Origin of the sequence: Pseudomonas sp. NBRC 111131 (assembly GCF_001320525.1) — a bacterium.
Classification (GTDB): domain Bacteria; phylum Pseudomonadota; class Gammaproteobacteria; order Pseudomonadales; family Pseudomonadaceae; genus Aquipseudomonas; species Aquipseudomonas ceruminis.
This window is the reverse complement of sequence record NZ_BCBH01000002.1, coordinates 110553-136657: the sequence shown is the minus strand read 5'-3', so window position 1 is coordinate 136657 and position 26105 is coordinate 110553. Positions and strand designations below refer to the sequence as shown.

24 protein-coding genes and 1 riboswitch are annotated in these 26105 nt (G+C 63.4%); of the genes, 14 read left to right on the top strand and 10 right to left on the bottom strand.

Features of this window, described 5'->3' with window-relative positions; all coding sequences use genetic code 11:
* Positions 1 to 93: 93 nt before the first annotated feature.
* The 6 genes from APH34_RS02720 (at position 94) to betI (ending at position 7177) form a co-directional block, all read left to right on the top strand.
* On the top strand, positions 94 to 1065 hold the full coding sequence (locus APH34_RS02720) for a PDR/VanB family oxidoreductase (protein ID WP_054899635.1): 972 nt from the start codon (positions 94 to 96) through the stop codon (positions 1063 to 1065).
* A gap of 185 nt (positions 1066 to 1250) precedes the next feature.
* Positions 1251 to 2747, top strand: a complete 1497-nt coding sequence (locus APH34_RS02715) for an aldehyde dehydrogenase (protein WP_054899634.1) — start codon at positions 1251 to 1253, stop codon at positions 2745 to 2747.
* 10 nt (positions 2748 to 2757) lie between these two features.
* The gene (locus APH34_RS02710) at positions 2758 to 3942 is read left to right on the top strand and encodes an iron-containing alcohol dehydrogenase (protein WP_054899633.1); all 1185 of its coding nucleotides are present in this window, start codon (positions 2758 to 2760) and stop codon (positions 3940 to 3942) included.
* Between the two features lie 61 nt (positions 3943 to 4003).
* Positions 4004 to 5440: a cytosine permease gene (locus APH34_RS02705; protein ID WP_082422708.1), complete on the top strand. Its 1437-nt coding sequence runs from the start codon at positions 4004 to 4006 to the stop codon at positions 5438 to 5440.
* Positions 5441 to 5510: 70 nt separating this feature from the next.
* A complete protein-coding gene (locus APH34_RS02700) occupies positions 5511 to 6506 on the top strand; it encodes a PAS domain S-box protein (RefSeq protein WP_054899631.1) in 996 nt (331 codons plus the stop codon).
* A gap of 32 nt (positions 6507 to 6538) precedes the next feature.
* A complete protein-coding gene (betI, locus tag APH34_RS02695; RefSeq protein ID WP_054899630.1) occupies positions 6539 to 7177 on the top strand; it encodes a transcriptional regulator BetI in 639 nt (212 codons plus the stop codon).
* A gap of 88 nt (positions 7178 to 7265) precedes the next feature.
* Here the strand turns inward: betI and APH34_RS02690 are convergent, their stop codons facing one another.
* Complete coding sequence (locus APH34_RS02690; RefSeq protein WP_082422721.1) at positions 7266 to 8165, bottom strand: alpha/beta hydrolase; 900 nt, start codon at positions 8163 to 8165, stop codon at positions 7266 to 7268.
* Positions 8166 to 8275: 110 nt separating this feature from the next.
* Positions 8276 to 9211 carry a choline ABC transporter substrate-binding protein gene (choX, locus tag APH34_RS02685; RefSeq protein ID WP_054899629.1) on the bottom strand — a complete coding sequence of 312 codons (936 nt, stop codon included), beginning with the start codon at positions 9209 to 9211 and terminating at the stop codon, positions 8276 to 8278.
* A 223-nt stretch (positions 9212 to 9434) separates the two neighbouring features.
* Positions 9435 to 9642, top strand: a riboswitch (cobalamin riboswitch).
* Between the two features lie 171 nt (positions 9643 to 9813).
* Between choX and APH34_RS02680 the strand changes: the two genes are divergently transcribed.
* The 7 genes from APH34_RS02680 to APH34_RS02650 all read left to right on the top strand — a co-directional run bounded on the left by APH34_RS02680 (position 9814) and on the right by APH34_RS02650 (position 18003).
* Positions 9814 to 10599, top strand: coding sequence for an ABC transporter ATP-binding protein (locus APH34_RS02680; RefSeq protein WP_054899628.1), 786 nt, complete (start codon positions 9814 to 9816; stop codon positions 10597 to 10599).
* A complete protein-coding gene (locus tag APH34_RS02675; RefSeq protein ID WP_054899627.1) occupies positions 10596 to 11564 on the top strand; it encodes an ABC transporter substrate-binding protein in 969 nt (322 codons plus the stop codon). Before APH34_RS02680 ends, APH34_RS02675 begins: the two co-directional genes overlap by 4 nt.
* Positions 11564 to 12580 (top strand): iron ABC transporter permease, encoded by a 1017-nt coding sequence (locus APH34_RS02670; protein WP_082422719.1) that lies wholly within the window; start codon positions 11564 to 11566, stop codon positions 12578 to 12580. Before APH34_RS02675 ends, APH34_RS02670 begins: the two co-directional genes overlap by 1 nt.
* Positions 12581 to 12840: 260 nt before the next feature.
* The gene (locus APH34_RS02665; RefSeq protein ID WP_054899626.1) at positions 12841 to 13305 is read left to right on the top strand and encodes an EF-hand domain-containing protein; all 465 of its coding nucleotides are present in this window, start codon (positions 12841 to 12843) and stop codon (positions 13303 to 13305) included.
* 64 nt (positions 13306 to 13369) lie between these two features.
* On the top strand, positions 13370 to 14215 hold the full coding sequence (locus APH34_RS02660) for a DUF692 domain-containing protein (protein WP_054899625.1): 846 nt from the start codon (positions 13370 to 13372) through the stop codon (positions 14213 to 14215).
* Positions 14208 to 14951, top strand: coding sequence for a DUF2063 domain-containing protein (locus APH34_RS02655; protein ID WP_054899624.1), 744 nt, complete (start codon positions 14208 to 14210; stop codon positions 14949 to 14951). Before APH34_RS02660 ends, APH34_RS02655 begins: the two co-directional genes overlap by 8 nt.
* A gap of 229 nt (positions 14952 to 15180) precedes the next feature.
* Entirely contained in the window at positions 15181 to 18003 is a 2823-nt protein-coding gene (locus APH34_RS02650; RefSeq protein WP_054899623.1) for an amino acid adenylation domain-containing protein, read from the top strand.
* A gap of 13 nt (positions 18004 to 18016) precedes the next feature.
* Here APH34_RS02650 and APH34_RS02645 read toward each other — a convergent pair whose 3' ends face one another.
* Both APH34_RS02645 and APH34_RS02640 read right to left on the bottom strand, forming a co-directional pair.
* Entirely contained in the window at positions 18017 to 18655 is a 639-nt protein-coding gene (locus tag APH34_RS02645) for a TetR/AcrR family transcriptional regulator (protein ID WP_054899839.1), read from the bottom strand.
* Between the two features lie 282 nt (positions 18656 to 18937).
* On the bottom strand, positions 18938 to 19336 hold the full coding sequence (locus tag APH34_RS02640) for a hypothetical protein (protein WP_054899622.1): 399 nt from the start codon (positions 19334 to 19336) through the stop codon (positions 18938 to 18940).
* Positions 19337 to 19570: 234 nt separating this feature from the next.
* On the opposite strand from APH34_RS02640, the gene APH34_RS02635 reads away from it, so the two are divergent.
* A complete protein-coding gene (locus APH34_RS02635; protein WP_054899621.1) occupies positions 19571 to 20050 on the top strand; it encodes an isochorismatase family protein in 480 nt (159 codons plus the stop codon).
* A 45-nt stretch (positions 20051 to 20095) separates the two neighbouring features.
* On the opposite strand, the gene APH34_RS02630 is transcribed toward APH34_RS02635, so the two are convergent.
* The 6 genes from APH34_RS02630 to APH34_RS02605 all read right to left on the bottom strand — a co-directional run bounded on the left by APH34_RS02630 (position 20096) and on the right by APH34_RS02605 (position 25890).
* Positions 20096 to 20797: a DUF3053 domain-containing protein gene (locus tag APH34_RS02630; protein WP_054899620.1), complete on the bottom strand. Its 702-nt coding sequence runs from the start codon at positions 20795 to 20797 to the stop codon at positions 20096 to 20098.
* Between the two features lie 152 nt (positions 20798 to 20949).
* Positions 20950 to 21663, bottom strand: coding sequence for an ABC transporter ATP-binding protein (locus tag APH34_RS02625; protein ID WP_156358056.1), 714 nt, complete (start codon positions 21661 to 21663; stop codon positions 20950 to 20952).
* Positions 21664 to 21702: 39 nt separating this feature from the next.
* On the bottom strand, positions 21703 to 22521 hold the full coding sequence (locus APH34_RS02620; protein WP_054899618.1) for an ABC transporter permease: 819 nt from the start codon (positions 22519 to 22521) through the stop codon (positions 21703 to 21705).
* The gene (locus tag APH34_RS02615) at positions 22521 to 23498 is read right to left on the bottom strand and encodes an aliphatic sulfonate ABC transporter substrate-binding protein (protein ID WP_371263293.1); all 978 of its coding nucleotides are present in this window, start codon (positions 23496 to 23498) and stop codon (positions 22521 to 22523) included. Before APH34_RS02615 ends, APH34_RS02620 begins: the two co-directional genes overlap by 1 nt.
* Positions 23499 to 23674: 176 nt before the next feature.
* Complete coding sequence (locus tag APH34_RS02610) at positions 23675 to 25231, bottom strand: MDR family MFS transporter (RefSeq protein ID WP_054899616.1); 1557 nt, start codon at positions 25229 to 25231, stop codon at positions 23675 to 23677.
* Positions 25228 to 25890: a TetR/AcrR family transcriptional regulator gene (locus tag APH34_RS02605; RefSeq protein WP_054899615.1), complete on the bottom strand. Its 663-nt coding sequence runs from the start codon at positions 25888 to 25890 to the stop codon at positions 25228 to 25230. The genes APH34_RS02610 and APH34_RS02605 overlap by 4 nt, the downstream gene beginning before the upstream one ends.
* Between the last annotated feature and the right edge of the window lie 215 nt (positions 25891 to 26105).

The window sequence follows — 26105 nt, the reverse complement described above, 5'->3', positions numbered from 1 at the left end:
TCATGACCGACCGCGGCCGTACCGGCTTGAGCGAGCACGGCATTGCCCATTTCCACCAACTGATTGCCCGCAGCCTGCAGGATGAGGTGAGTGATGGCCAATAAATACGAGTTTCTGCCTGTCACCGTCGTCGGTGTCGAGCAGGCTACCCCGCTGATCAAACGGTTCACCCTGGCCCGCGAGGACGGTGAACCGTTGCCGGCATTTACCGGGGGCAGCCACATTCTGGTGCAGATGCAGGGCGAGGACGGCCGTCAGTACAGCAACGCGTATTCGTTGATGAGCGACCCGTTCGACACACGCCACTACCAGATTGGCGTGCGCCTGGAGGAGCAGTCCAAGGGCGGCTCGGCATTCATGCATCAGCAGGTGCAGGTCGGGTCCCGGCTGATGATTTCCCACCCCAACAATTTGTTCGCACTGGATGCCGCGGCGCAGCGGCATGTGTTGATTGCCGGCGGGATCGGTATCACACCGTTCCTGTCGCAACTCTACGAGTTGCAGGCCCAGGGCGCGGCGTATGAGCTGCATTATGCCTTTAGGGCCCCCGAGCACGGCGCCTTCCAGGACACACTGCGCCAGGAGGCCTTCGCTGCCCACACCCGGTTTTACATCGACAGCGCGGGCACTTCGCTGGACCTCAATGCACTGCTCGGTGGCCTGCAGGATGGCGCTCACGCTTATGTGTGCGGCCCACGGCCCCTGATCGATGCGGTTATCGCCAGTGCCCAGGCGCTGGGGATTGCGCCGGAACGGGTACATTGGGAGCAGTTTTCCAGTGCCGCGCCCGAGGGCGGAGCCTTCACCGTGACCCTGGCAAAATCCGGTCGTCAGCTGGTGGTGGAGGAGGGTATGAGCATCCTCCAGGCGATTGAAAATGCCCAGGCGGCCACGGTCGAATGCCTGTGCCGGGAAGGGGTGTGTGGTACCTGTGAAACGTTCATTCTTGAGGGTGAAGCCGACCACCGGGACCAGTATTACAGCGAAGAGGAAAAAGCGGCGCAAAAGAGCCTGCTGATCTGCGTTTCCCGCGCCAAAGGGAGCGCCCTGGTATTGGACCTCTGACACGCGAATTGGCACACAAGCCATCTGGTGGGGCGTTTCGGTTGACGCTCTGCTGCCGTGAAAAGCCAGCATTTGCTGGCTTTTTTATTGAATAAAAATTCAGTAAGAGCAATATTTCTATTGAATGAATTTTCATTAGTGGCTAGCATCACCTCAGCCTGAAAAACAATAAACGAGGTGATGCAGTGCTCCACTCCCAAGGCCAGGCCTATTGGCTTGATAAACGTGAAACCTTACAGATCGAGGGGCGAGCGTTTATCGACGGCGCTTACGTCGACGCCGCCAACGGTGCTACGTTCGGTTCATACAGCCCAATTGATGGCCGGCCACTGGCCGCCGTTGCGCAGTGTGCAAGTGCCGATGTAGACCGGGCGGTGCAGGCTGCTCGAGAGGCTTTTGCAGCGGGTGTCTGGTCGGGCCTCTCCGCCCAGGCGCGCAAGGCCATACTGCTGCGGTGGGCTGAGCTGCTTGAAGCCCATTCCCAGGAACTGGCGTTGCTTGAGTCGCTGGACAGTGGCAAGCCGATCGGCGACACCACGGCAGGTGACCTGCCAGGTACCGTCTACTGTCTGCGCTGGTTTGCTGAACTGATCGACAAGGTGCACGGTGAAGTGCCGGCCACCGACCCTGCCTTTTTTGGCACCGTTACCCATCAGGCCCTGGGCGTTGTCGCCGCCGTCGTGCCGTGGAACTACCCCTTGTTGATGGCTGCCTGGAAGTTTGCCCCCGCCTTGGCGACTGGCAACAGCGTGGTGCTCAAACCGTCCGAAAAGTCGCCACTGACCGCCTTGCGTATCGCGGGCCTGGCCTTGCAGGCGGGCATCCCTGCCGGCGTGTTCAATGTGATCCCGGGTGATGGCGAGACTGGCCGTGCGCTGAGCCTGCACCCTGAGGTCGACTGCATCGCCTTTACCGGGTCCGGCAAAGTAGGGCGCGAGATCGCCAAGAACGCCGCCGCTTCCAACCTCAAGCGCGTCTGGCTGGAGCTGGGCGGCAAGTCGGCCAACATCGTCATGGCAGACTGCCCGGACATCGCGCAGGCCGCCCGCTCGGCTGCCGCGGCCATCTTTCTCAACATGGGCCAGGTGTGCAGCGCGGGTTCACGCCTGCTGGTACAGCGCCCGATTGCCGACGCCCTGATCGAGCAGTTGCTGGAGGTAACCCGAGGTTATCGACCCGGCCACCCGCTGGACCCTGCCACGGTGAACGGCGCCATTATCGATGCCGCGCAATTCGAGCGCGTCTGCAGTTATATCGACCTGGGCAAGCAGCAGGCGCAACTGCTGTGCGGCGGCCAACCCGCCACGGTGGTCCCGGGCGGGTTCTACCTGGAGCCCACCATCTTCCTGGCCGAGGATGCGAATGTGCGTATCGCCAATGAAGAGATCTTCGGCCCGGTGCTGGTGATCGTGCCGTTCGACACCCTGGACGAAGCCATCGCGATCGCCAACCAGACCGAATACGGCCTGGCCGCCGCTGTGTGGTCCAGCGACATCGGCACCGTTCACCGTGCCACCCGCCAACTGCGTGCCGGGACGGTCTGGGTCAATTGCTACGACGAGCTGGTGGACATGAACTTCCCCTTCGGTGGCTACAAGGAGTCCGGCAACGGTCGGGACAACTCCGCCCATGCACTGAGCAAGTACACCGAGTTGAAATCAACCATTATTCGTTGCAATTGAGGTGGCCCCTGTGGAAAACACGCTTTCAGCCTTGAACCCCCAACAGTGGACTGTGCCACTGCCCATTGAATACGGCCCGGGCGCGCGCGCCAAGTTGGTCGAACTGTGCCGGCGTTTCAACATCCAGCGGCCATTCATCGTTACCGACCAAGGCTCGCTCAACCTGCCATTCGTGGCAGAACTGCAGCAAAACCTGAACGCCGCCGGTTTGGCCTGTGGGTTGTTCGGTGGCATCGAACCCAACCCCACCGACACCTCGGTGCTCGAAGGGGCCCAAGCGTATCGCGCCTGGGAAGCCGATGGCGTGATCGCCCTGGGCGGCGGCAGCGGGCTGGACGGCGCCAAGGCGATTGCCCTGATCGCTCGCCAGCAACGCTGCAACGTGTGGGCATTCGACTTCGACAAACCTGTGCCTGCAGGTTTCGTGGCGGCCGACTTCCCGCCGGTGATCAGCATCCCGACCACTGCGGGCACAGGTGCCGAAACCGAAAGCACCGCCATGGTGACCGACACCCGCCGTGGCATCAAAGGTTGCGTCTGGCACCCTCACGCCCGTCCCGCAGCGGTCATTCTCGACCCTGAACTGACCCAGAGCCTGCCGGCCAACCTGACTGCCTGGACCGGCTTCGATGCGATCATCCATGCCCTGGAAGCGTACTTCGTGCCCAGCTTCAACCCGCTGAGCGATGGCGCGGCGCTACAAGCGCTGGACCTGCTGTGGAACGCCATCGACACCGCCGTGCATGACGGCCGCAACCTCGAGGCCCGTGGCAAGATGCTGATCGGCTCGTGCCTGGCTGGCGTAGCCTTCCTCAAGGGGCTGGGGTTGGTGCATGCGCTGAGCCACATGGTCGGCGCCACCTACAACACCCACCATGGCCTGACCAACGCGATCATCCTGCCGGTGGTCTTGCGCTTCAATCAGCAGGCCATCAGCGCGCGCCTGAAGCCTGTGTCGCAAGCGCTGGACCTGCCTGACAGCGGTTTCGAAACCTTCTATGCCGCCATATGCCAGAAGCTCGATAGCCTCGACATTCCCAAATCCCTTTCGGCCCTGGGCGTACAGCACGTGGACGTGCCAGTCATCGCGCGCAAAGCCTTGGCAGACCCGGCGCGCGCCACTAACCCCTGCGACAGCTCGCTTGAACAACTGGAGGCCTTGCTCACTCAAGCCATCGACCGTGCCCGTGATTGACCGTTGATCCCTCTGCCTTTGCAACGTGCTACCTAAACCAATAAAAAAAGGTGCAATGACCATGTCATCTCCCCGTGACTCCGCGTCCAAAGGGCGCATCAATCTTGAAACCCGCTCCATCGACTACGTGCCGCTGGCTGAGCGGCATGGCAAGGCTTGGCACCTGTGGCCAATCTGGTTCTGTGGTGAGGCGCACCTGACCACCCTGGCGGTCGGTATCATCGGTGTCGGCATGGGCGCCAACCTGTTCTGGTCCGCCGTCGCGATCTTTCTGGGCTGTGCATTCGGCACGTTGTTCATGGCCGGGCATTCCACCCAGGGGCCGCAAATGGGGCTGCCGCAGCTGATCCAGTCCAGGCCCCAGTTCGGCTACCTCGGCGCCTTGCTGGTGTACGTCGTTGCCATCGCCACCTACGTCGGTTACAACGCGTTCAACCAGGTATTGGTGGGGCAGACCCTGCATGAACTGTTCAACGCGCCTGAAAGCGGCTCGGCGATCGCATTCTCCCTGCTTGCGATCATCATGGCCATCGCTGGCTACAATACCTTCCACAAGGTTCAGCGGGTGCTGGCGTTCGTGTTGATCGGGGTGATGCTGGTGTTCACCGTCGGGCTGTTCATGTTCGTCAAGCTGCCGGCTGACCAGTTGACGGTGTCCGGGTTCAAGGCCACGCCGTTCCTTGCGCAGTTCTTCGTGGCAGCGGCCTATCAGCTGAGCTGGGCGATCTATGTCTCCGACTACTCGCGCTACCTGCCGCCCAATGTCAGCGTGCGCTCCTCGTTCTGGTGGACCTACCTGGGCGCCATGATCGGCGGTGTGTGGATGATGCTGATCGGCGCGTTGGCGGCCGCCATGAGCCCAGGGCAAAATCTCGCCAAGGGGCTGGTGATGCTGGGTAATCTGCTGTTCAGTGGCTTTGGTGAGGTGCTGTTGATCCTGGCGGTGCTCAGCTTGCTGACCAGCGCGGCGCAGAACTTCTATGGTGCGTCGATTACCCTGCTGAGTATTGCCGACACGATCAAGAGCCAGACCTCTACCTTGCTCAAGCGGGTAGTGGCCATGCTGATCGTCGGCGGTACCGCCATCTTGATCGCCATGACCGCCTCGGACAACTTCGTCAAGGACTTCGGCGACTTCCTGGCGATCCTCCTGTACCTGTTCACACCGTGGACGGCCATCAACCTGGTCGACTTCTACAAGGTCCGCCACGGTCAGTTTTCCATCAAGGAGATCTTCAAACCCAACGGCATCTATGGCAAATGGAACCTGCGCGGCATAGGGGCATACTTCGCAGGCTTCGTGGCCATGCTGCCGTTCTCCAACACCGGGCTTTATACCGGCTACGTCGCCCAGCAACTGGACGGCGCCGATATCAGCATGGTCGTCGGCCTGATTGTTTCGGCGCTGGTCTATGGCTGGCTGTGCCGCTCGCAGGATATCCAGGCGGAACTGACCCAAGTGCCGCTGCTGGACCGCGGCCTGGAGAACGGGGTGTGAAGAGAGTAGTGCGCTGTATGTCGATAAGTTGCTAAATTGGCCGCTCTTCATGGATTGTTCGAGCGGTTAGATGAGTGATGACAGTTTTGCGTTTCGCCTCAAGGAGCTTCTGGAGCTTCGCAAGCTGACACTGCAAAGCGTTGCCGACACCCTTGGGGTGTCGCGCACCGCCGTGCACAAGTGGACGCGCGGAGGCGAAATCGATTTCGAGCTGCTGCGCAAACTGGCCACGCTGTTGGGGGTCAACTGGATCTGGTTGCGTTATGGCGAACAGGCCCAGCAGGAAGCGCAGGGCCAGGCGCCGCAAGCACTGCCCATGACCGATGTGCGGCGCAAACACACCGCGCAGATCATGGAGAGCGAGGCCCGCATGAAGCTGGCCCAGGAAAATGCTCGCATCGTGACCTGGGAGTGGAACCTGCTCACCGACGAGGTGACCTACTCCAGCAACGTCGAGAGCGTCTACGGCTGGCCCGTCAAGCACAATGAAGACTTCTGGAGCCACATCCCGCCGCAGGACGTGACGCCGCTGCAAGCGGTGTTCGATGAGTCGATCCGCACCGGCCAACCCTGTGACACCGATTTCCGCATGCAGACCCGCACCGGTGAAATCCGCTGGATCTCGTCGCGGGCGACGCCGTTGCTCGATGACCAGGGCAGGGCGCTGAAAATGATCGGCATCAGTATGGACACCACCGCTCGCAAAATCGCCGAACAAACACTGCGCGAGAGCGAAGAGCGGTTGCGGGCGGTCTTCGAACTGGCCAATGACGCCATGGCCTTCGTCGACCTGGAAGGCCGTTGGTTGATGGTTAACGACGCCTTCACCCGGCTTACCGGCCAGGGTATCGAGCAATTGGCGAGCACCCCTCTGCACACCCTGTTCGACGACGGCCCTCAGCTGTTGAGCGCTATCCTCCAGGCGCCGCAGGGCATCGTCGAGCACCGGGTCAGCCTGCCTCGCCCAGAGGCGCCGCCACTCGCTGCGGTGCTCAAGGCCAAGCTGTACCGCGAACAGGGCGCTGGCAAACCGTCCCAGCTGGTGCTGGTGTTGACCGCCCTCTGAATGCCCCTTCACCTGCTTTCGAGAATGGATGTATGAATAGCGACGCTCACCCGCCTGAAACCAAGAAACGTCGGACGCGTATCGACCCCGAGGCGCGGCGCAAGGCGATCGTCGAGGCGACCATGCGCTGCATCACGCGCTATGGCCATGCCGGCAGCACGGTAGAGCGGATTTGCGCAGAAGCCGGCATTTCGGTTGGCCTGATCGGGCATCACTTCTCCGGCAAGGATGAACTGATGCTCTCGACGTATCAGGAGCTCACCAACCAACTGCGCGAAGAAACCCGCAAGTTCATCGAGACCAAGGGCGGCTCGGCCGAAGACCGGCTGTTGGCGATCATCCGTTCCTCCTTTCGCGGCAAGATCTTCAACGAATTCATCCTCACCACCTGGCTGGGCTTCTGGGGCGCGGCGGTGTCGTCCGACGAGCTGCGGGCGCTGAACAAAAAGCTCTACAGCGATTACCGCAAGGAAGTGGAGGGGGTGTTCAAGGAAATCGCCGCCGAGCGCGCCGTGGTGATCGATGCCAAGGCGGCGGCCTTGACCATCACTGCCCTGATCGACGGCTTCTGGCTGGAGTGGGCCTTGGACCATAAGGCCTTCAGCGCGAAAAAGGCAGAAAAGTGCTGCATCATGACCGCGCAGATGTTCCTGCAAACCGCCACGGCGTGACCCGCGACCGGCGCACGCATTCGCCATCGCTGAGCTGCCCCCCGAAAAGGCGCCGATCAGGGTATAGCGCGACGGTTTGGCAATCAGCCTATGCCAGGCGCTGTGCCAGCGACTTGAACAGCGCCGCGTACAGCCGCTCGACCTCGGGCAAGGCTCGCGCCCGCAGGCACCCATGGACCAGCCCCTGGCCCGGGAAGTAATCCACCGGCACGCCAGCGTGGCGCAGCCGTTGGGCGTAGTGCAGGCCGTCATCGCGCAGCGGGTCGAACTCGGCGACGCCGATGAACGCCGGAGCCAGGCCGGCAAGCGGGTCGGCATACAGCGGCAGGGCCAGTGGATCGCGCTGCTGGGCGGGTTGAGGCAGATAGGCGTCCAGGCACGCCAGCAGGTCCTGAGTGGACAGCAGCGGGGCATCGGCGCAGTCGCGCCGTGAAGCGGTGGTGTCGTTGCCCAGGGCCGGGTAGATCAACGCCTGTACCCGTGGCTGTGCCTCGCCAGCATCGCGCAATGCCAGGCACAGCGCTGCAGCCAGGTTACCACCGGCGCTGTCGCCCACCACCGCCAGGCGTGTGCGGTCGATGGGTGTGCCTAACGCCCCGTCGCGCACTGCACGCCAGGCGGCCAGGCTGTCCTGCAGCGCCGCGGGGAAGGGGTGTTCCGGCGCGAGGCGATAATCCACCGCCACCACCAGCAGGCCCAAGTGCGCGGCCAGCTCGGCGCAGAAGAAACGGTGCGAATCCAACCCTCCGAGCATCCAGCCGCCGCCGTGCAGGAACAGCACCGCGGGCCAGCCGCTGGCCGGTGCTGAGCGGGCAGGATAGAACAGGCGCAGTGGCGTGAGCCCGGCCAGGGCCAGATCCCGGACCTCAAGCGCTGGTGGGCATGCCGGGGTGAACGCTGCCGCCATGCGCGCGTAGGCCGCACGCTGCGCATCCAGGGACGGGTCGGCCGTACTGAACGCGCGGGTGTGTTCGATGAAGGCTGCCATGCCGGCAGACAGTGGATAGGTGACCATGGCTTCGGGGTTCACGTTGGTTTCCTGGCTGCTGGCATCTGAATGCCCTGCGCGGCGGGCCACGCAGGAAGGGGGGCAGTGCGTCACTTTAGGGCCAGCTGCGCGGCATCGGCCGGCTGGCCGTCGAAGCGGGTCACCCCGGCGAGCCAGGCGCTGACCTGCTCGGGGTGGGCCTTGAGCCACGCTCGTGCGGCGTCCAGCGGCGGCTTGCGCTCGAGGATCGGCGCCATCACCTGGCTCACTTGCAGGCTGTTGAACCGCAGATTGTGCAACAGCGTGGCGACATTTGTGCACTGCTGCTGGTAGCCGGCAGCGGTCATGATGGAAACCGTGGCGGCACCTTCGTCCGGGCCGAACACGCCGTCGCTGCCAGAGAGGTACTTCATGTCGATCTGCAGGTTCATCGGGTGAGGCTTCCAGCCAGCGAATACCACCCACTGCTCGCGCTTGATGGCGCGCTTCACCGCGGTGAGCATGCCTGCCTCGCTGGACTCCACCGCCTGGAAGCCCTGCAGGCCGAACGTGTTGTCGGCAATCATCTGCGCGGTGATGCGATTGGCGCCGCTGCCCGGCTCGATCAGGTAGATCCGGTTGTTGAGCTTGTCGCGAAAGCGGGCAATGTCGGCGAAGGTTTTCAAGCCGCCCTCATAGGCGTAGGCGGGCACCGCGTAGGTAGACTGCGCATCCCCCAAGGTCGCGGGGCTGATGACCTCGATCTGCTGTTTGTCCAGGTAGGGCTGGGCCACGGCCTGCATGGTCGGTTGCCAGTAGCCAAGGAACACATCGAGGCGCTTCTCGGCCATGCCGGCGAGGATGATCTGCTGTGAGGCGCTGGTCTGCTTGACCTTGTAGCCCAACCCGTCCAGCAGGGCTTGTGCCACCGCGCTGCTGGCGACCACGTCGGTCCAGTTCACCGCGCCCATGCGTACTGTCTGACAGGCTGCCGGCTCTGCGGCCCAGGTGCCGCTGGCGAAGGTGAGCAGCGCGGCACACGCGGCCGTTGTGATCGATAGCTTCATGACTTATTCCCTCGAGGCCTTCATGGCAATGGTTATCGTTGTTGTGTCATGGCCGCCGTGGCGGTGGCTGGTGCTCACGTTACGCAAAGCCTGCAAGCAAAATCCGCACCCTGGCGACCTGCACTAGCACGCTGTCGACATGGTTGTGATCGGGAGGTGCTGCGCGGTGCTCGCGGGCATCCCACGCATACCGAGCGGTTGACGCCGCGGCATTTTGATGGTCATCTGCGCCCCTGTTTCAGGTGTCCCTTGCCGCCGAGCAAGGGGTGAAACGGGAAGCCGGTTCGTCATCGATCGATGATCAGTCCGGCGCTGCCCCCGCAACGGTATGCGAGCGAAGCATCCGAAAGACCACTGTGCCACGGCATGGGAAGGTGGATGCCTCATGACCCTCGCGAGCCCGGAGACCGGCCTGACGCATTGTTTGTCACACCCGCGGTGGGCGGGCGCAGGCTGGTTTTCGTCGGTGAATGCGCCTGCGATGAGCCTATGCGTTGTTCCCTCCGGGATTCTTTCATTCCTGTTCAAGTGGAACGACATGTCCCGTTACTCGCTGTTCAATACGCTGCTGCGTGCCCCCTGGCGCCCTGGAAATGAGCCGCATGGCCAGCCTTAGCATCGAGGGCCTGGATTGGGTGCTCCATGAGCGGGGTCGTGAGCCGCGGCGGCTCCTGCAAGGCGTTGACCTGCAGGTGAGCAGAGGCGAGTTCGTCGGCCTGATAGGCCCGAACGGCAGTGGCAAGACCAGCCTGCTGCGCTGCGCCTACCGCGCCAATGCCCCGGCTGCAGGGCGGGTCAGCCTGGGCCCTGATGATCTCTGGCAACGCAACGCGCGCTGGTGCGCACAACGTATCGCGGTGGTCCTTCAGGAGTTTCCCGACGAGTTCGGCTTGAGTGTTGGCGACGTGGTTGCCATGGGGCGCACGCCCCACAAGGGCCTGTTCGATGGCGACAGCGCCGAAGATGCCCGGCAGGTGGTGCAGGCGCTTGCGCAAGTCGGCTTGGGCGAACACCACGAGCGCACCTTTGCCACGCTGTCCGGGGGTGAGAAGCAGCGTGTTCTATTGGCCCGCGCGCTGGTGCAGGCGCCTGAGCTGCTGATCCTCGATGAGCCCACCAATCACCTTGACCCACGCTACCAGCTGGCGTTGCTCCAGCACCTGAGGAGCCTGGGCCTGAGTATTCTGGCCAGCTTTCATGACCTGAACCTGGCGGCAGCCTTTTGTGACCGGCTGTACGTCATCGAGGCGGGGCGCATCGTCGCCAGTGGTACGCCACAGCAGGTACTAACCAGCAGCCTGCTCAAGCAGGTATTTGGCGTCGAGGCGCTGGTCGATCCACATCCGCTGCATCCCTATCCACGCATTACCTGGATCACCCGGCCATGAGTTTTCGTACCCTGATCGGTCTGTTGGCAGTCGTGTGGGCGTTGCCCGCGATGCCCAGTGACTACCCCTTGAGCGTGCGCAGCTGCGAGCGCGACGTGTCGTTCAGCAAGCCCCCGCAGCGGGTAGTGGTGCACGACGTCAACATGACGGCCATGTTGCTGCACCTGGGTCTGCGCGATCGCATCGCCGGTTATACCGGCTTCACCCGCAACAAGCACCGTGACCTGTGGATCGACCAGGCACTGGACGGTGTACCGCAACTGGCGCGTCGGTCTGCCTCTGTCGAAACGTTGCTGGCGGCCGATGCCGACTTGTTCTTCGCCGGCTGGAACTACGGCATGCACGTTGGCGGCCCGGTCACGCCCGCTGCGCTGGCGCCGTTCGGCATCCCGGTGTATGAACTGAGCGAGTCCTGTTCATGGGTCATGGCTCAGCAACGTGCCAGCCTCGATGATGTTTACCGCGACCTGGGCAACCTTGGGCGGATCTTTTCCGTGACGTCCCGCGCCGACACGCTGATTGCCCGGATGCGTAGCCGTATCGCTGAGGTCCAGCGAAGGGTGGCGCAGGTGCAGGCCCGGCCCCGGGTGTTTCTCTATGACAGTGGCGAAGACCGGCCAACCACGTCTGGGCGGCTGGGCATGCCCCAGGCCCTGATCGACGCCGCGGGTGGCCGTAACGTGATGGATGATGTCGGCGCCAGCTGGACCCAGGTGAACTGGGAAAGCGTGGTGGAACGCGACCCAGAAGTGATTCTGATCGTCGACTATGGCCCGCGCAGTTGGCAGGAAAAACGTGATTTCCTGCTGCATCAGCCCGCGCTGCAAGACGTGCCAGCGATTCGCGACCAGCGCTTCATAGTGCTGAGCTACCTGCAGGTCACACCTTCCGTCGAAAATGCCCAGGCGATCGAAAAACTCGCCGGGGCGCTGCACCCCCCGCTGTTCCAGGGCGCGGCGCGGTGATCGGCGTGCGCACTGCCACCGGGTATCGGTGGCTCATCGTTCTGCTGGCTTTCGGGTTGCTGGCGTCCTGCATCATCGCCCTGGCTTTCGGCCCGGCATCGGTGCCGCTGGCCAGCGTGGCAGGGATCGTTGGCCAGCAATTGGGCTTTGCCGTACCGGGTGAGTGGACCACCAGCCAGGCACACATTGTCTGGCTGATACGCGCACCGCGCGTGGTGCTCGGTGCATTGGTGGGCGCCGGGCTTGCCTTGGTGGGCACCGCGTTGCAGGCCGTCACGCGCAATCCACTGGCCGACCCGCATCTGCTGGGTGTCAGCTCCGGAGCGGCGTTGGGCGCGGTGCTGGTGATGCTGTACCTGGGCGAGTTCATCGGTGTGTTCAGCCTGCCGCTGGCGGCATTTGTGGGGGCGGCGGGCAGCATGGTGCTGGTGATCCTGGTGGCTCGACGCAATGGCCGCCTGGAAAGCGACCGCTTGCTGCTGGCAGGGGTCGCGGTTTCGTTCGTGCTGATGGCCCTGGTGAACCTGCTGCTGTACACCGGCGATCAGCATGCCAGCGCGTCGGTGCTGTTCTGGATGTTGGGCGGGCTGGGTTCGGCACGTTGGCCGGTAATCTGGCTGCCGGCGCTGTGCGTGCTGCTGGGGCTGATCGCCCTGCAGATGATGGGGCGTGGGCTCAATGCACTGATGAGCGGTGAACAGACAGCTGTAAGCCTGGGCTTCAGTGGCCGGCGCTTGCGCCTGCAGGTGTTCATCTGTACCTCGCTGCTGACCGGTGTGCTGGTGTCGCTCTCAGGTGCCATTGGTTTCGTCGGCCTGATGGTGCCGCACATGGCACGTGCCCTGGTCGGTGCGCAGAACCGGCGGCTGCTCCCTGTGAGCGCGTTGTTGGGTGCGGTCTTCCTGGTCTGGGTGGATGTGGCAGCCCGCACCTTGATCGCACCCGAAGACCTGCCGATCGGTATCGCAACGGCAGCGTTGGGTGGGGTGTTCTTCATCTTGCTGCTCAAACGCTAACCGCCAGGGCGGCTGACCGCTCGCTGCGCGCGCGCCGATGAACAACGATGCCTCGTTGTCGCTGATGTATCACTCTGTATCGAGACGCATGCCTGGCTGATTTGCTTACAAATGCCTCTGCCGCTTGATACGCCCCGGATACATGCCTAAGGCCAAATGAGCCAGCCCGAACGAACAGCCCATCAGCCTGTTGTTCGGGCACTTTCGCCCTTGAGGCATGACCGTGCGGCCCGGCCGCACACCTGATCTGGAGAAGCACCATGACCCGTATCGCGACCCCCAACAAGACCCGCCTTGGCCTGCTGAGCATTGCCCTGATCGGTGGTATCAACCTGGCCTCCTCGGCGTTTGCGGTCGAAGCAATGCCTCAGGGCTACCAGCTCGCGGCGGCCGAAAAGGCCGGTGAAGGTAAATGTGGCGAGGGCAAGTGCGGTGGTAGTGGCGCCAAGGCCAAAGCCACCCAGGCCGAAGGCAAGTGCGGGGAAGGCAAGTGTGGCGACGCCTCGTTCGCCCGCACCGACACCGATCACGATGGCCGCGTCTCCCGTGCCGAGCTGTTGGCCGTGGCGCCGGGGGCCAATGCCGAGTTCGATGCCATCGATACCAACCACGATGGCTACCTGTCCGAAGCTGAGGTGTACCAGTACCGCAAGCACCAGTTCGAGGCCAACGGCAATCCGTTCCCGGCCGACCTGTACAGCAAGCTGAGCCAGGCCAAGAACTGATCCGCGCACGCATCCTCCCCGCGCCGCAGGCCGGGGAGGGCACTTGGCTTCCTGGAGCACACCCATGAGCACGCCCCAACTCCTCCAAGGTGCCGGCCTCGGCCTGCGCCGCGCCTTGCTGCCTGCGTTACTGACCCTGGACGCGGGTGCTGTGGACTTTCTTGAATGCGCACCTGACAACTGGATCGGTGTCGGCGGCAGCTACGGCCAGGGCCTGGCACGCCTGGCCGAACGTTTTCCGCTGGCGTGCCACGGCCTCTCGCTGTCGCTTGGCGGTCCGGCACCGCTGGACCACGCCTTCCTGCGGCAAATCCGCGGTTTCCTTGACCGTTACCACGTGCCGCTGTTCAGCGAACACCTGAGCTACTGCGCCGATGACGGCCATCTTTATGACCTGATTCCCATGCCCTTCACCGACGAAGCCGTGCGCCACATCGCAGGGCGTATTGGCGAGGTACAGGACGCCCTGGGGCGGCGCATCGCCGTGGAAAACATTTCCTACTACGCCTCGCCCTACCAGGCGATGAGCGAAATCGATTTCCTGCGGGCAGTCCTTGACGAGGCCGACTGCGACCTGTTGCTGGACATCAACAACGTGATCGTCAATGCCTGCAATCACCGGTACGACCCTGTCGATTTTCTCGCCCAGGTGCCAGCCCAGCGGGTGGTGTGCCTGCACGTGGCTGGGCATTACGACGAAGCGCCGGACCTTAAGATCGATACCCACGGCGCCAGCGTGCAGGCCGATGTCTGGCACCTGCTGGCCGCCGCCTACGCGCAGCTGGGCGCGTTACCGACCGTGCTCGAACGCGACTTCAATCTGCCGCCGCTGCCAGAGTTGCTCACCGAAGTGAGCTACATCCGTGACCTGCAACGTGGCCCACAGGCACGGGAGGCGCGCCATGGCTGATACCTTGCGCAAGCAGCAGTTGTGCATGGCTCGCTACATTCGCGACCCCCTGGCCAATCCGCCGCCACCCGGCATCGAAGCGCGGCGCCTGGCGGTGTACCGGCAGTTGTTCTTCGGCAACGTACAGTCGCTGTTGGCCGGCAACTTCCCGGTGCTGCAGGCTACCCTGCCGACCGCGCAGTGGCAGGCGCTCATCGAAGGGTTCTACGCCAACCATCGTTGCCATACGCCGCTGTTCACCGAGGTGGCCGGCGAGCTGGTCGAGTACCTGCAAAACCTTGCCGAGCTGCCTGGGTGGGTCGCTGAACTTGCCCATTATGAATGGATCGAGACGGCATTATTGCTCAGCGACGCCACCGAGCCAGGGCATGACCCCGAGGGCGATCTGCTCGAGGGCGTGCCGTTGCTGTCCAACCTTGCCGCGCCACTGGCCTACGCCTGGCCGGTCGATCAAATTGGCCCAGGGTTCCCGGCACTGCAGGAACCGGATGCACCGACACTGCTGTTGGCCCACCGCGACGCCGACCACACGGTGCAGTTTTCGCGCCTGGCGCCTTTGGCCCATGCATTGCTGCAATCGCTGCACGCGCAGCGACTGACGGGGCGCCAACACCTGGCGTTGCTGGCGGAGATGACCGGTGGCCAAGAGGCTGCGGTCCAGTCCCATGGCCTGGCGTTGCTGCGCAGGCTCAAAGGCCAAGGTCTCGTGCTAGGTACCTTGGCAACGACTCAGTGAGCCGCAGTACAGCCCCTGCATCAGGCCTCAGCACAAAGCTGCGCGGTTGAACAGGAAACCTTGTGACGGGGCCGGCCGCTCGTCGGCAACCTTGGCCCTCGACCAGCAACATTGGCGCGGGCCGGCGGCGTGCACTAGCGTTGATTTAATTCAGCCCGTGGCGTTGTCGCGCTGGATTAGCGGGATTCAAACGTTAGTCACACACCGACGCTGCGAGTTGACCACTACTATGGCGGATCTGCGACCGGACCCCACCCAGGGCTTGGAATACCGCGCCGAACGCGCGATTTTCAGTGCCTTTGTGCAACAGGCGGAGCGCACGCCTGAGGCGCCCGCCATCATTGGCGAAGCGCTAACCTGCAGTTATTGGCAACTGGAGCAGATCAGCCAAGGCATTGCCACGCTGCTGCTGGCCAGCGGGTGTTGCGGCTCGGATCGCGTAGTGATTGTCGCAAGCCGCTGCCCGAGCCTGGTCTATGCCATGCTCGGTGCCTTGCGTGCCGGGTTGGCGTTCACCGTGGCCGACGCTGCCTACCCCGCAGCACGGGTTGCACAGATTGTTCAGACCATGACGCCTGCCTTTGTCCTGCTGTGCGGCGACAGTCAGCACCTGCCTGAGCGGGACCTTTTGCGCCCGACAACAGGGGTAACGGATGAGTCGCCACAGGTAGTACGAGTGCCGCCAGCACCCGACCAGGCGCTGCGGCAATTCCCCTGCAGGCCTGCAGCCCTACCTGCCGTTGACCCCGGCCAGCCGGCCTATATCACCTTCACCTCCGGCAGCACCGGGGTGCCCAAGGGCGTCGTCACTCATCACGCGCCGCTGGTGCATTTCATCGAGTGGCACGTGCAGCGTCACGGGTTTACCCGGGACGATTGTTTTTCGTTACTGTCCGGCTTGGGACACGACCCCGTTTACCGGGATGTGTTCACGCCGCTGTCGATTGGCGCCAAGGTTGTCTGCCCGCCGCAATCGACCCTGCTCGACCCGGCGCGCCTGGCGGCTTGGATACACGGCCATGGCATCACCGCGATGCACCTCACGCCGCCTCTGGGCAAGCTGGTGGCAGCCGGCGCGGCCAGCAAGGCGCGTGTGTTCGAGCGGCTGCGTTATCTGTTCTGGGGGGGCGATGCGCTCAGCCCTGTGCTGTTCGAGCAGATACGTAGGGCAGCCCCCAATGCGACCCAGGTGAATTTCTACGGCACCACGGAAACCCCTCAGGCAATGGCCTTCCACCAGTTGGACGGGCCGCTGGAGCAAGGCAGAGCTCCGCTGGGCAAGGGCATCGACGGCGCCCAATTGCTGGTGGTCAATGGCGCCCAGCAGTTGGCGGGCGAGGGCGAGGCCGGGGAAATCCTGATTCGCAGCCCCTACCTGTCAATGGGTTACTGGGGGGATACCGCGCTCACGGCTGAAAAGTTCGTGATCAACCCGTTTACCGGCGCTCTGGGCGATCTCTGCTACCGCAGCGGCGACCTTGGCGTTTATCTGGCGGATGGCAGTGTGGCCTTCCTGGGGCGCGCTGATGCACAGGTAAAGATCCGCGGGCATCGCATCGAGCTGGCTGAGGTTGAGGGGGCGGTCGCTGGCCAGCCGCAGGTAGAGCAATGCGTGGTGGTGGCCAACCATGACAACGCAGTGCCACGGCTGGTGGCGTATTGCGTGACGGCATCGCCCGTGTCCCCCGCGCTGCTGCGTGAGGCAATTGCAGCGCAGTTACCGGAGTACATGGTGCCGGCGCTGTTTGTCTTCCTCGACGCGCTCCCGCTCACGCCCAATGGCAAGATCGACAAGCGAGCGTTGCCGCCCCCCTTCGACCACGGGATGCTGTCGGCCGACGATACCGACCTGGCCCTGACACCTCAGGCTCAGCAACTGGTTGAGGCGTGGGCGCAGATTCTGCAAGTGCCGCACATCGATACCCGCCTGACCTTCGTAGAGCTGGGTGGGGACTCACTGACGTTCGTCCAGGCCTCGATGGTACTGCAAGCGCTGCTTGGCCAATTGCCGCAGCGTTGGGAAGCCACGCCGGTGAGGGAGCTGGCCGAACTGGCCAGCCGACCCAAGGAGGCAAGGCAAACGCTGCGCGCCATGGAGGTGCCGGTGTTCCTGCGCATGGTCGCTATCCTGGTGATCGTGATGGGGCATCTTGGCCTGTATCCGCAAGGCATGATCGTGGGTGAAACGACGGCGCTGTTCCTGGTGTCCGGCATGGGCCTGGCCAGGTTTCAGGTCAATGCCATCGTTGAGCGCGGTGATGCGCGCTCGCTGTTCAAGTCCATCGCCGGTATCGCCGTGCCGACGCTGTTGTATACCTTGCTGGTGCAATCGCTGTTCGACAGGGTCCACTGGCAATCGCTGCTGCTGGTTTCCAACTGGTTTCCTGCCAGCGTCGTCGGCCACTTCAATTACTGGTATATCGAAGTGCTGCTGCAGATGGTCCTGATCATCGGCCTTGTGTTGTCGATCAAACGCATCCGCCTGATGATCATGGCCGAGCCGTTCCGGTGCCTGCTGCTGGCGGCCTGCGCACTGTTGGTGGCGGATGTGCTGCTGGGCCTGTGGGTGTTCGATGCCACGGCTCTGTTCAACCGGGTGCCACAGCATTACCTGGCGACCATGGTGCTTGGCATGGCGATGCACTACGCCGATACGACCGGTCGCAAATGGGCTGCCACCGGGGTGGCGGTGCTGGTGGTTGGGGAGATCGAAGCGGTAACCATTGCCGGTTACGGCTGGCACGCATGGTTCAGCGCGGTGCATATCGACATGGCGCTGCCGGCTGTGTGGGCACTGATCTGGCTCAGGTCGGTGCCTATGCCTGGCCTGGTGGCCAAGGGCGGCGCGGTCATCGCGTCCTCGACCCTGTACATCTACCTGACCCACTTCCAGTTTCAGTCACTGGCCCGGCGGGTCAGTGACCAACCGGTGGTTGCAGTCGCCTTTGCCATCATTGGCGGGGTGGCGGTGGCCTACGGTTGGAACACGCTGGTGCGGTGGGCCCTGGCACGCAGGAAGCGCCCGCTGCAAACCCTCGAGCGGGTTGCCTGAACGACGTGGCTGGCTAGCGGCTTGTCGGTGCCAGGCCATTGAGCAGCAAGCGTACCGAGGTTGCCGTTGCAGCCTGGTAGTCGATGCCCTGCTCAGCGCCGCTGGTGGCATAGCAACCCCTGTTGATGCAGGACTGGGCGATTGCCCACACCGACGGCAACACATGGTCTGGATTGACCGGTGCCAATTGCCCATTACTGATCCATTGGCGGATGCAGGCGGTGTTCTCCCGTGCCTGGCTGGCCCAGCGTTCCAGAAAGTCCCCGGGGATGCGACGGCCACCTTCCTTGAGTTCTTGCAGCAGCACTTTCGACGCGAAGGGGCGGCCCTCGAACAGGCCGATCATCGAGGTGACAGTGCGGCTGAGCGCCTCCAGCGGTTGGTCGTCACCCTGAAAGGGCGCGCAGGCTTGTAGGTAGCGGGGGGCAATGTCCTCCAGCACCTTGATGTAGATATTGGCCTTGGATTTGAAATAGTAGAGGACGTTGGACCTGGGCAGGCTTGCCAGGGCTGCGATGACCGACAGTTTGGTCGCAGCGTACCCTTGCTGGGCAAATGCCTCGCTGGCGGCGTTGAGGATGATCGTGCGGACGGGGTCGGCCAGCGGCTGGGTGGGTGCCTTTGGCGTTTCTCGTGGTAGGTCGAACGGCATGATGTACACGGCAGAACCCCTGAGACGGGTGGCGCGAAATATACAAAACTATACAACGATACGGTGCCGTGGTTGTACAAAAGCGTTCAGTGGGTCAAGCGAGCACTGGGGTAGCGGCGGCGGGCGTATTGATGGCGGTGCGTCACCTGAGCGAGATGCGCTTCAGCCCCCTTGGCGGTCGCCTGGCCGACCGCTTTGGCGCGCTGTGCATGTTGGTGGTGCTGCCGCGCTCACCTTGGCGCTCACTGCCCTGGGCTGCGGTTGGGCAAGGCGCGGCGCAGATCAGCGCCGGTAGTCGTGGTGATTGGCCTCATAGCGGTGGTGCAGGGCGCGGTCATGGTGGCGTTGCCAATCGCGGCGGCGCTCGGCTTCTCGCCACGCCTGCTCTCTGCGCCACTGCTCACGGCGCCAGTTTTCCCGGCGCCAGTCGTCTCGCCGGTCATGCCAGCGGCCGTCGTGCCGGTAACGATCGTCATGGGCGAGTAGCGTGCCAGGTTGCTGCGCCGCCCCGCGAGCCAGGTTTGGCCAAGGGGTGGCTGCGACTTTGTCTGGGGCCTGCAGCGCGCTCAGTTCACTGGCGTGAACAGGCGGTGAAGCCTTCATCTGTGTTGCCGATGCCGAGCCCATTGCCGCAAACGCGAACAGGCCAAGGAGCACTATCCGGGGGACAGGGATGTTCATGAGCGAAGACAACCTCTGATAGACAATTGGACGTTGGGCCACGGGCAGCGGGTAATGCGTGGGTGGCGATTGCCACGCGCCAGGGGCCTGTTCACATAGACCCGTAATCAGGAAAAAGTTCTAGAAAACCGTAACTTGTGGCGCCAGTGGTACAGCGCTGGCTGTTGGCCCGATGCAGCCATTGACCGCCAGGAGCGATATACTCCGTGCCTTTGCGCACGCCTGGAGACCTTCATGCGGCAGGTTCTGCTTATCGTCGATGTTCAGTCCACCTTCAGCCCGCCCGAGTGGCTTGTCGATGGTATACGCGCATTGTCCGCGACGATCCCTACCATTGCCTCGGTCGAACTGCACGATGAGCAGGTAACCCCGTTTGCGCGTCAGCTCGGCTGGCACCCCGCGGCGGAGGACGAAAGCCTGGTGGAAGCCGACAAGGTCTTCATCAAGCATGGCTACGGGCAGACCGGTGAAACCCTCGACTACATCCGTCAGTTGGGCGTGGAACGGGTACTGGTCTGCGGGCTGCAGACCGAAACCTGTGTGCTTGCCGCTGGGTTCGCCTTGTTCGATGCAGGCCTTTCACCGACGTTGATTACCGACTTGACGGTGGGCTCGTCGCTGGATAGGTCGGGGAAGCTGGGCATTGCGCTATGGCAGCATCACTTTGGCAGCGTCACCACCAAGGCCGAAGTGCTGGACGGGCTCAACCACTGAATCTGAAAGGGGGCGTGCCTTGCGCTCGTCCCCCTGTTGTGGCTTTTAGCGCCCCAGCATCACCGACTTCAACCGTGCCTGTGCCTGCTGCACGGTCTGGGCCTGGGTGTTGAGGTCGGCCAGCAAGGCATTCAGTTCAGCCTGGACCTTCGGGTCCGTCACCTTCACGATCGGCCCATTGATCTGGATCTGCGCCTTGTGCTGGTTCACGTAGTCGGCCACCTTCAGGCTGCTGTCGAGCGTGCCGTTGATCTGCGGCAGCACTTGCAGGAAGGTATCGGCCGGCACACTGACGGTGCGATCGTAGGCCTTGTCGTAGACGACCTTGAGGTCCTGCGGCTGTTTGAGCTGGGCATGGGCGCTGTCGGCCTTGGCCTTCTGGTCCTGGAGCTGGGTACCCATGTCGTTCAGGCCTGCCTGGACCGCCTTGAGGTCATCACGGCGCGCCGTCACATCCCCCAAAGAACGCACTGCGCCTTTCTGCAGCAGGCTGCCCAGGGGTTGCACTGCGGCATCCATGGCACCGTTGAAGTCGGTGATGACCGCATAATGCTCGCTGTAGGGGCCGAATTGCTTCGTTTCGTCCGCGCTGAGCTTGGGCACGTGAACCCCAGGCTTGTCGACGATGCGGGTTTGCAGGAACTCGCTGAAGGCGGCGCGTTGTTTAGGTTCGTTGTCACCGCAGGCGGCCAGGGCGAGGGGCAGGGCGAGGGCAAGCAGCCAGCGGGGCTGGAACGAGACGTTCATGTCGATTTATCTCCTGAGGGTAAGCGTGCAGACCACCAGGCCGTGACCGCCGGATGGCGGCCAAAGCATAGGGTTTTCCAGCGGGGTATCCAACCCTTGGCTAGCCGAACTGTGATGGTTGCACGGCTGCCTGCCGCGTTTGCCCCAGAAAATCAGATGACCCGCGCACTGTGCAACGCTTGCAGTGCTTCTGCGCGCAGGCGCGCCAGCCGATCATCGCGCCGTTCGCGTGGGTAACCCAGGCCCACCTGCAACTCACGGCAAACCGTACCAGGGCGGTTGCCGATCACCAGTACCCGGTCACTCAGGTACAGCGCCTCGTCCACATCGTGAGTCACCACGAGCAGGGCAATGCCATGCCGTCGCGCCAGCTCCAGCAGCAGGTCCTGCAACTTGAACCGGGTAAAGGCATCCACCGCACTGAACGGCTCATCCAGCAACAGCAACTGCGGTTGGCCAAACAACCCACGCGCGATGGCAACCCGCTGGGCCATGCCGCCCGACAAGGCCTTGGGCAGTGCATCGGCGAACCCGGTCAGGCCCACTTCTTCGATCAGCGCGGCCACCCGCGCGCGGTCGTAGCCCTTGTCCTCGCTGAAGCCGATGTTGTCGGCCACGCTCAACCAGGGCATCAGCCTGGGCTCCTGGAACACAAAACCGACCTGCTCCGGGCGCCGGTGCAAGCGGCCGGTAAAGCCCTGGTCCAGTTGCGCCACCAGGCGCAGCAAGGTGCTCTTGCCGCATCCGCTGGGGCCGAGCAGGCTGACGATTTCTCCGGGTTGCAACTGCAGCGCGATGTTGCCGAGCACCGGCGTATCGCCGAACGACTTGCTTTCAACCTGCAGGTCGAGCAGCGGGTCAACCAGCGGGGCAGGAGGGTGAATATGCAGCGGTTGGTTCATGGTTCAGCCCCTCGGGTCCGTGCCGTCGAATGTATCGCGCCACGCCAGCCAGCGTTTCTCCAGCCCGGCCAGCAGCCCGTCGCTGAGCTTGCCAAGCAGTGCCAGCACGATGATTGCTGCCAGCACCAAGTCTGGCCTGGATGTTTCGCGTCCGTCGCTGAGCAAGTAGCCAAGCCCGCGCGTGGCCGCGATCAGCTCGGCGGCGACCAGGAACATCCAGCTCAGGCTCAATGCGCTGCGCAGCCCGGTGAACACCCCGGGGATGGCCGCCGGCAGCAGCACGCGTCGGGCCAGGCGCAGCGGGCCAAAGCCGTACATGCGCGCGACCTCGACCAGCTTGCGGTCGATGTTGCGGATTGCTGCCACCCCATTGAGGTACACCGGGAAGAACGCACCGATGGCGATCAGCGTGACCTTGGAGGTTTCGCCTATACCCAGCCACAGCAGCAGCAACGGCACCCAGGCCAGGCTGGGGATCGCCCGCAGGCTCGCGAACGTCGGTTCGAGCCAGGCTTCGGCTTCGCGGCTCAAACCCACCCAGGCAGCGAAAAGCAAGCCGAGCACCGCGCCGATGGCAAACCCTGCAAGCACCCGCGAGAGGCTGGCGCCGATGTGTTTCCACAAGGCGCCGTCAGCCAGTTGCAACAAGGTTTGCGCCACTTCGCTAGGGGCGGGCATCTGGTAGGAGGGGATCCAGCCCAGGCGTACCACGGCTTCGAGCAGCAGGATGAGGCCCAGTGGCAGCGCCAGGCCCTTGAGCCGTCGCGGCCATTGCCGCTGCTGGCCAGGGCTTGCGGCCAGCAGGTTACTGTGGGTGTTCATCACTCGATGCTGGCCTTGCCGAAGGATGGATCGATCAACTGGTCGATCACTTGGTTGACGTCGACCCCGCGCTTGACCAGTTCCTCCGAGACCAGGATAGGGGCCGCAGCCTTGGAAGCAGTGACATCCTGGGCATTCAGTTGTGGCGCGGAAAGGTCGGTGCGCGACAGCTGCAGCTCGGCCACATCCAGCGGCAGCTTGGATTCGTCAGCCAGCAACTTGGCAAACGCCTCGGGGTGGGCGACGGCCCAGTGGCGTGCCTGCTCGTAGGCCTTGATCACTGTGGCGATGGTCTCTGGGTGCTGTTTGGCAAAGGCCTCGGTCACGCTGACGACACCGAAGCTGTTGAAGTCCTTGTTGCGATACAGCAGCCGCGAGCCGGCCTGCAGTTCGCTGGCGGCCATGTGCGGGTCCAGGCCGGCCCAGGCGTCGACGTCGCCTTTCTCCAGTGCGGTCCGGCCGTCCGGGTGTTGCAGGTGCAGCAATTCCACGTCGTCTTTTTTCAGGCCGGCCTTTTCCAGGGCACGCAAGGTGAACAGATAAGGGTCGGTGCCTTTGGTGGCGGCGATCTTCTTGCCCTTGAGGTCCTCGAGGGTTTTGAGCGGCGAGTCCTTGGCCACTACCAGTGCGGTCCATTCGGCGCGGCTATAGACGTACACCGACTTGATCGGGCTGCCGTTGGCGCGGGCTAGCACCGCCGAGAGGCTGGCAGAGGAGCCGAAGTCGACGCCGCCGCTGTTGAGGTACTCGAGCGAACGGTTGCTGCCCTGGCTGAATACCCAGCTGACCTTGGAGTCGGGCAGGGCTTTTTCTAGCCAGCCAAAGTGCTTGAGCACCAGGCTAACGGGTGAGTAGTAGGCGTAGTCCAGGCGCACTTCCTTGGGCGCGGTTTCGGCCTGGGCGGCCGGGTTCAGGCAAAGGGCAACCAGGCCGGCGGCGGCCAAGGTCTTGAGGCTACGGGGAAAGGCGAGGGCCAGGTCGGTCAGGCGCATTGCAGGTTCCAGTCGAATGAAGGTATGCACATTCGATTGCAGGGGGCATGCCAGATGGCCATACCCCCCGTGCTTGGGGGCTTCGCGGCTCAGGGCCGATGCGCAGGATGTGTGGCTGGCCACAGTCTGTTGATTCGCTGTTGCCCTGCCAACAGTCACCATCAGGCATGGGCTGACCGCAGCGGCACCTCCCGCAACAACCAGGACAACCCGAAGGCTACGCAGGTTACCCCCGCAGCCAGCAGAAACACCCCATGCATTGCCCCGGAGAACGCTGCAAGGTAGGCCTGCTGCATGGGCGCTGCCAACGCATGCACGGCGGTTGGCGACAGGCTGGCAGCACCACCGGCATGGGCGGCGAAATCGCCTGGTAGCCCCTTCAGTAACGCGTGGGAAAACACGGCGCCGAACACCGATACGCCAACCGAGCCACCAATGGAGCGGAACAATGTGGCCCCAGAGGTGGCTACGCCCATATGGCGCCGTTCGACGCTGTTCTGCACGGCCAGGATCAGGACCTGCATCACCATGCCCAACCCCGCGCCGAGCAATCCCATGTACAGGTTCATCTGCCACATCGGCGTGTCCAGGTCGAGCCGGCTCAGCAGGCCCAGGGCAATGACCTGCAACAGCGTGCCGGCGATCGGGAACACGCGGTAACGCCCCCAGCGGCTGATCAGCCGCCCGGTGATGGCCGACACCACCAGCAGGCCGCCCATCAACGGCAGCATCTGCAGGCCGGCGCTGGTGGGCGATGCGTTCTTGACCACCTGCATGTACAACGGCAGGAAGGTGACCGAACCGAACAGCGAAACCCCAACGATCAGGCCGATCAGCCCGGCAAGCACGAAGGTGCGGTGGCGGAACAGGTGCAGGGGCATGATCGGCTCGGGCGCACGGCGTTGTTCGAACACGAAGCCCGCCAGGCCGATCACTGTGAACAGCAGCAAACACAGGATGTCGAGCGAGGCCCACGGCAGCAAGCTACCGCCCAAACTGGTGACCAGCACCAGTGAGCCCAGGGTCACGGTGAGGTAGAAGGCGCCGATGTAGTCGACCACGTGTTTTACCGGGGCTACGTGCGGGCGGAACACACTGCCGATCACCACCACCGCCAGCAGGCCCAGCGGCAGGTTGATGAAGAAGATCCAGTGCCAGGACAGGTGTTCGACCAGAAACCCACCGATCAGCGGCCCAACCACCGTGGCCAGGCCGAACACACCGCCGAACAGGCCCTGGTAGCGACCGCGCTCGGCGGGGGGGATGACGTCGCCGATAGCAGCCATGGCCACCACCATCAGCCCGCCACCGCCCAGGCCTTGCAAGGTGCGGAAGAGGATCAGCTGGGTCATGTCCTGGGCCACCCCGCACAGTGCAGAGCCCAGCAGGAACAAGGCAATGGCGATCTGCAACACCCGTTTTCGGCCATACAGGTCACCGAACTTGCCGTACAGCGGTACCACCACGGTCGAAGCCAGCAAATAGGCCGTGACTACCCAGGACAACCAGCGCAGGCCACCGAGGTCGCTGACGATGGTCGGCAACGCCGTAGAGACGATGGTCTGGTCGAGCGCAGCGAGGAACATGACCAGCATCAAAGCGCCCAACAGCAGGGGGATGGAGGTTTGCGGTGGTGCTTCGGCGGCTGCGCCGGGGGTGTCGATGGACGTTTGCAGGGCGCTGCCTTGCACTGGAGAGTGGCGTTTGAGCACGGTCATTGGCCATTGCCCTGGGCAAAATGGCGCCCGGTTTCTTGCAGACCGGCCAGCGCAAAGCGGTACAGGTGGCCCGCTACTTCCTCCGCCGGCATACCAAGAATCTCGTGCAGCGCACCAGATGAGCCGCGTGGGCCAATCAGCAGCATGGCCCACGGTGCCGTGACGCACAGGATGCAGCGAGTCAGCGCCGGTTGCTCCGGCGCAATTGCCGTGATCTCGCTGAACAGGTTTTTTAGCAATGCCAACTTCAGCGGTGCCCCGGCCTGCAAGTGCGCTTGGCCGTGCGGGCTGGGGGCGAGGAGCTCGGCTGCCAGCACCCGGAGGTGCCAGTTGTCACGCACCTGCGATGCCTTGCACACCACCAGTTCGACCAAAGCACGAAGCTTCTCGGTTGCAGGTTGATCGCCGAGGGCGATCCGCTGCAGGTCGGAAATGTCCAGAAAACGCCGCCGTGCTTCGTCGAGCACCGCCAGATACAGGCCGTTGCGGCTGCCGAAGTGGTAGTTGATCGAGGCCAGGTCCACCTCTGCTTTGGCAGCGACGGCCTTGTTGCTGGCTTCGGCATAACCCAGCGCGGCGAACAGCTCGCCGGCAGCCTGGAGGATGCGAATGCGGGTGGCTGCGCCATCCTTGCGTGGCTCGCGTGGGGCCGTGGCCATGGTTGCACTCCTGAAGGTATTGGATGGGCAGAGCGTGATCGGCTTTTATCCTAAATTCAATTTAAATTTAATTTAGGTGACAGACGCGTTGAACCATACCGTCAGGTCGGCTGTTGTACCCGGATGGCGCAGGCCACTAGGGGGAGAGGCCATACCTATGTTATACAAGTCTATTACCGACACCGCCGCCGCCCATTGTGAAACGGAGATTCGAA

Bases quoted from the DNA above. Each gene is read 5' to 3' on its own strand.
- APH34_RS02720 (WP_054899635.1), top strand. From the start codon at position 94: ATGGCCAATAAATACGAGTTTCTGCCTGTCACCGTCGTCGGTGTCGAG.
- APH34_RS02705 (WP_082422708.1), top strand. From the start codon at position 4,004: ATGTCATCTCCCCGTGACTCCGCGTCCAAAGGGCGCATCAATCTTGAA.
- APH34_RS02700 (WP_054899631.1), top strand. From the start codon at position 5,511: ATGAGTGATGACAGTTTTGCGTTTCGCCTCAAGGAGCTTCTGGAGCTT.
- betI (WP_054899630.1), top strand. From the start codon at position 6,539: ATGAATAGCGACGCTCACCCGCCTGAAACCAAGAAACGTCGGACGCGT.
- APH34_RS02690 (WP_082422721.1), bottom strand. From the start codon at position 8,165: ATGGCAGCCTTCATCGAACACACCCGCGCGTTCAGTACGGCCGACCCG.
- choX (WP_054899629.1), bottom strand. From the start codon at position 9,211: ATGAAGCTATCGATCACAACGGCCGCGTGTGCCGCGCTGCTCACCTTC.
- APH34_RS02680 (WP_054899628.1), top strand. From the start codon at position 9,814: ATGGCCAGCCTTAGCATCGAGGGCCTGGATTGGGTGCTCCATGAGCGG.
- APH34_RS02675 (WP_054899627.1), top strand. From the start codon at position 10,596: ATGAGTTTTCGTACCCTGATCGGTCTGTTGGCAGTCGTGTGGGCGTTG.
- APH34_RS02665 (WP_054899626.1), top strand. From the start codon at position 12,841: ATGACCCGTATCGCGACCCCCAACAAGACCCGCCTTGGCCTGCTGAGC.
- APH34_RS02660 (WP_054899625.1), top strand. From the start codon at position 13,370: ATGAGCACGCCCCAACTCCTCCAAGGTGCCGGCCTCGGCCTGCGCCGC.
- APH34_RS02655 (WP_054899624.1), top strand. From the start codon at position 14,208: ATGGCTGATACCTTGCGCAAGCAGCAGTTGTGCATGGCTCGCTACATT.
- APH34_RS02650 (WP_054899623.1), top strand. From the start codon at position 15,181: ATGGCGGATCTGCGACCGGACCCCACCCAGGGCTTGGAATACCGCGCC.
- APH34_RS02645 (WP_054899839.1), bottom strand. From the start codon at position 18,655: ATGCCGTTCGACCTACCACGAGAAACGCCAAAGGCACCCACCCAGCCG.
- APH34_RS02640 (WP_054899622.1), bottom strand. From the start codon at position 19,336: ATGAACATCCCTGTCCCCCGGATAGTGCTCCTTGGCCTGTTCGCGTTT.
- APH34_RS02635 (WP_054899621.1), top strand. From the start codon at position 19,571: ATGCGGCAGGTTCTGCTTATCGTCGATGTTCAGTCCACCTTCAGCCCG.
- APH34_RS02630 (WP_054899620.1), bottom strand. From the start codon at position 20,797: ATGAACGTCTCGTTCCAGCCCCGCTGGCTGCTTGCCCTCGCCCTGCCC.
- APH34_RS02620 (WP_054899618.1), bottom strand. From the start codon at position 22,521: ATGAACACCCACAGTAACCTGCTGGCCGCAAGCCCTGGCCAGCAGCGG.
- APH34_RS02610 (WP_054899616.1), bottom strand. From the start codon at position 25,231: ATGACCGTGCTCAAACGCCACTCTCCAGTGCAAGGCAGCGCCCTGCAA.
- APH34_RS02605 (WP_054899615.1), bottom strand. From the start codon at position 25,890: ATGGCCACGGCCCCACGCGAGCCACGCAAGGATGGCGCAGCCACCCGC.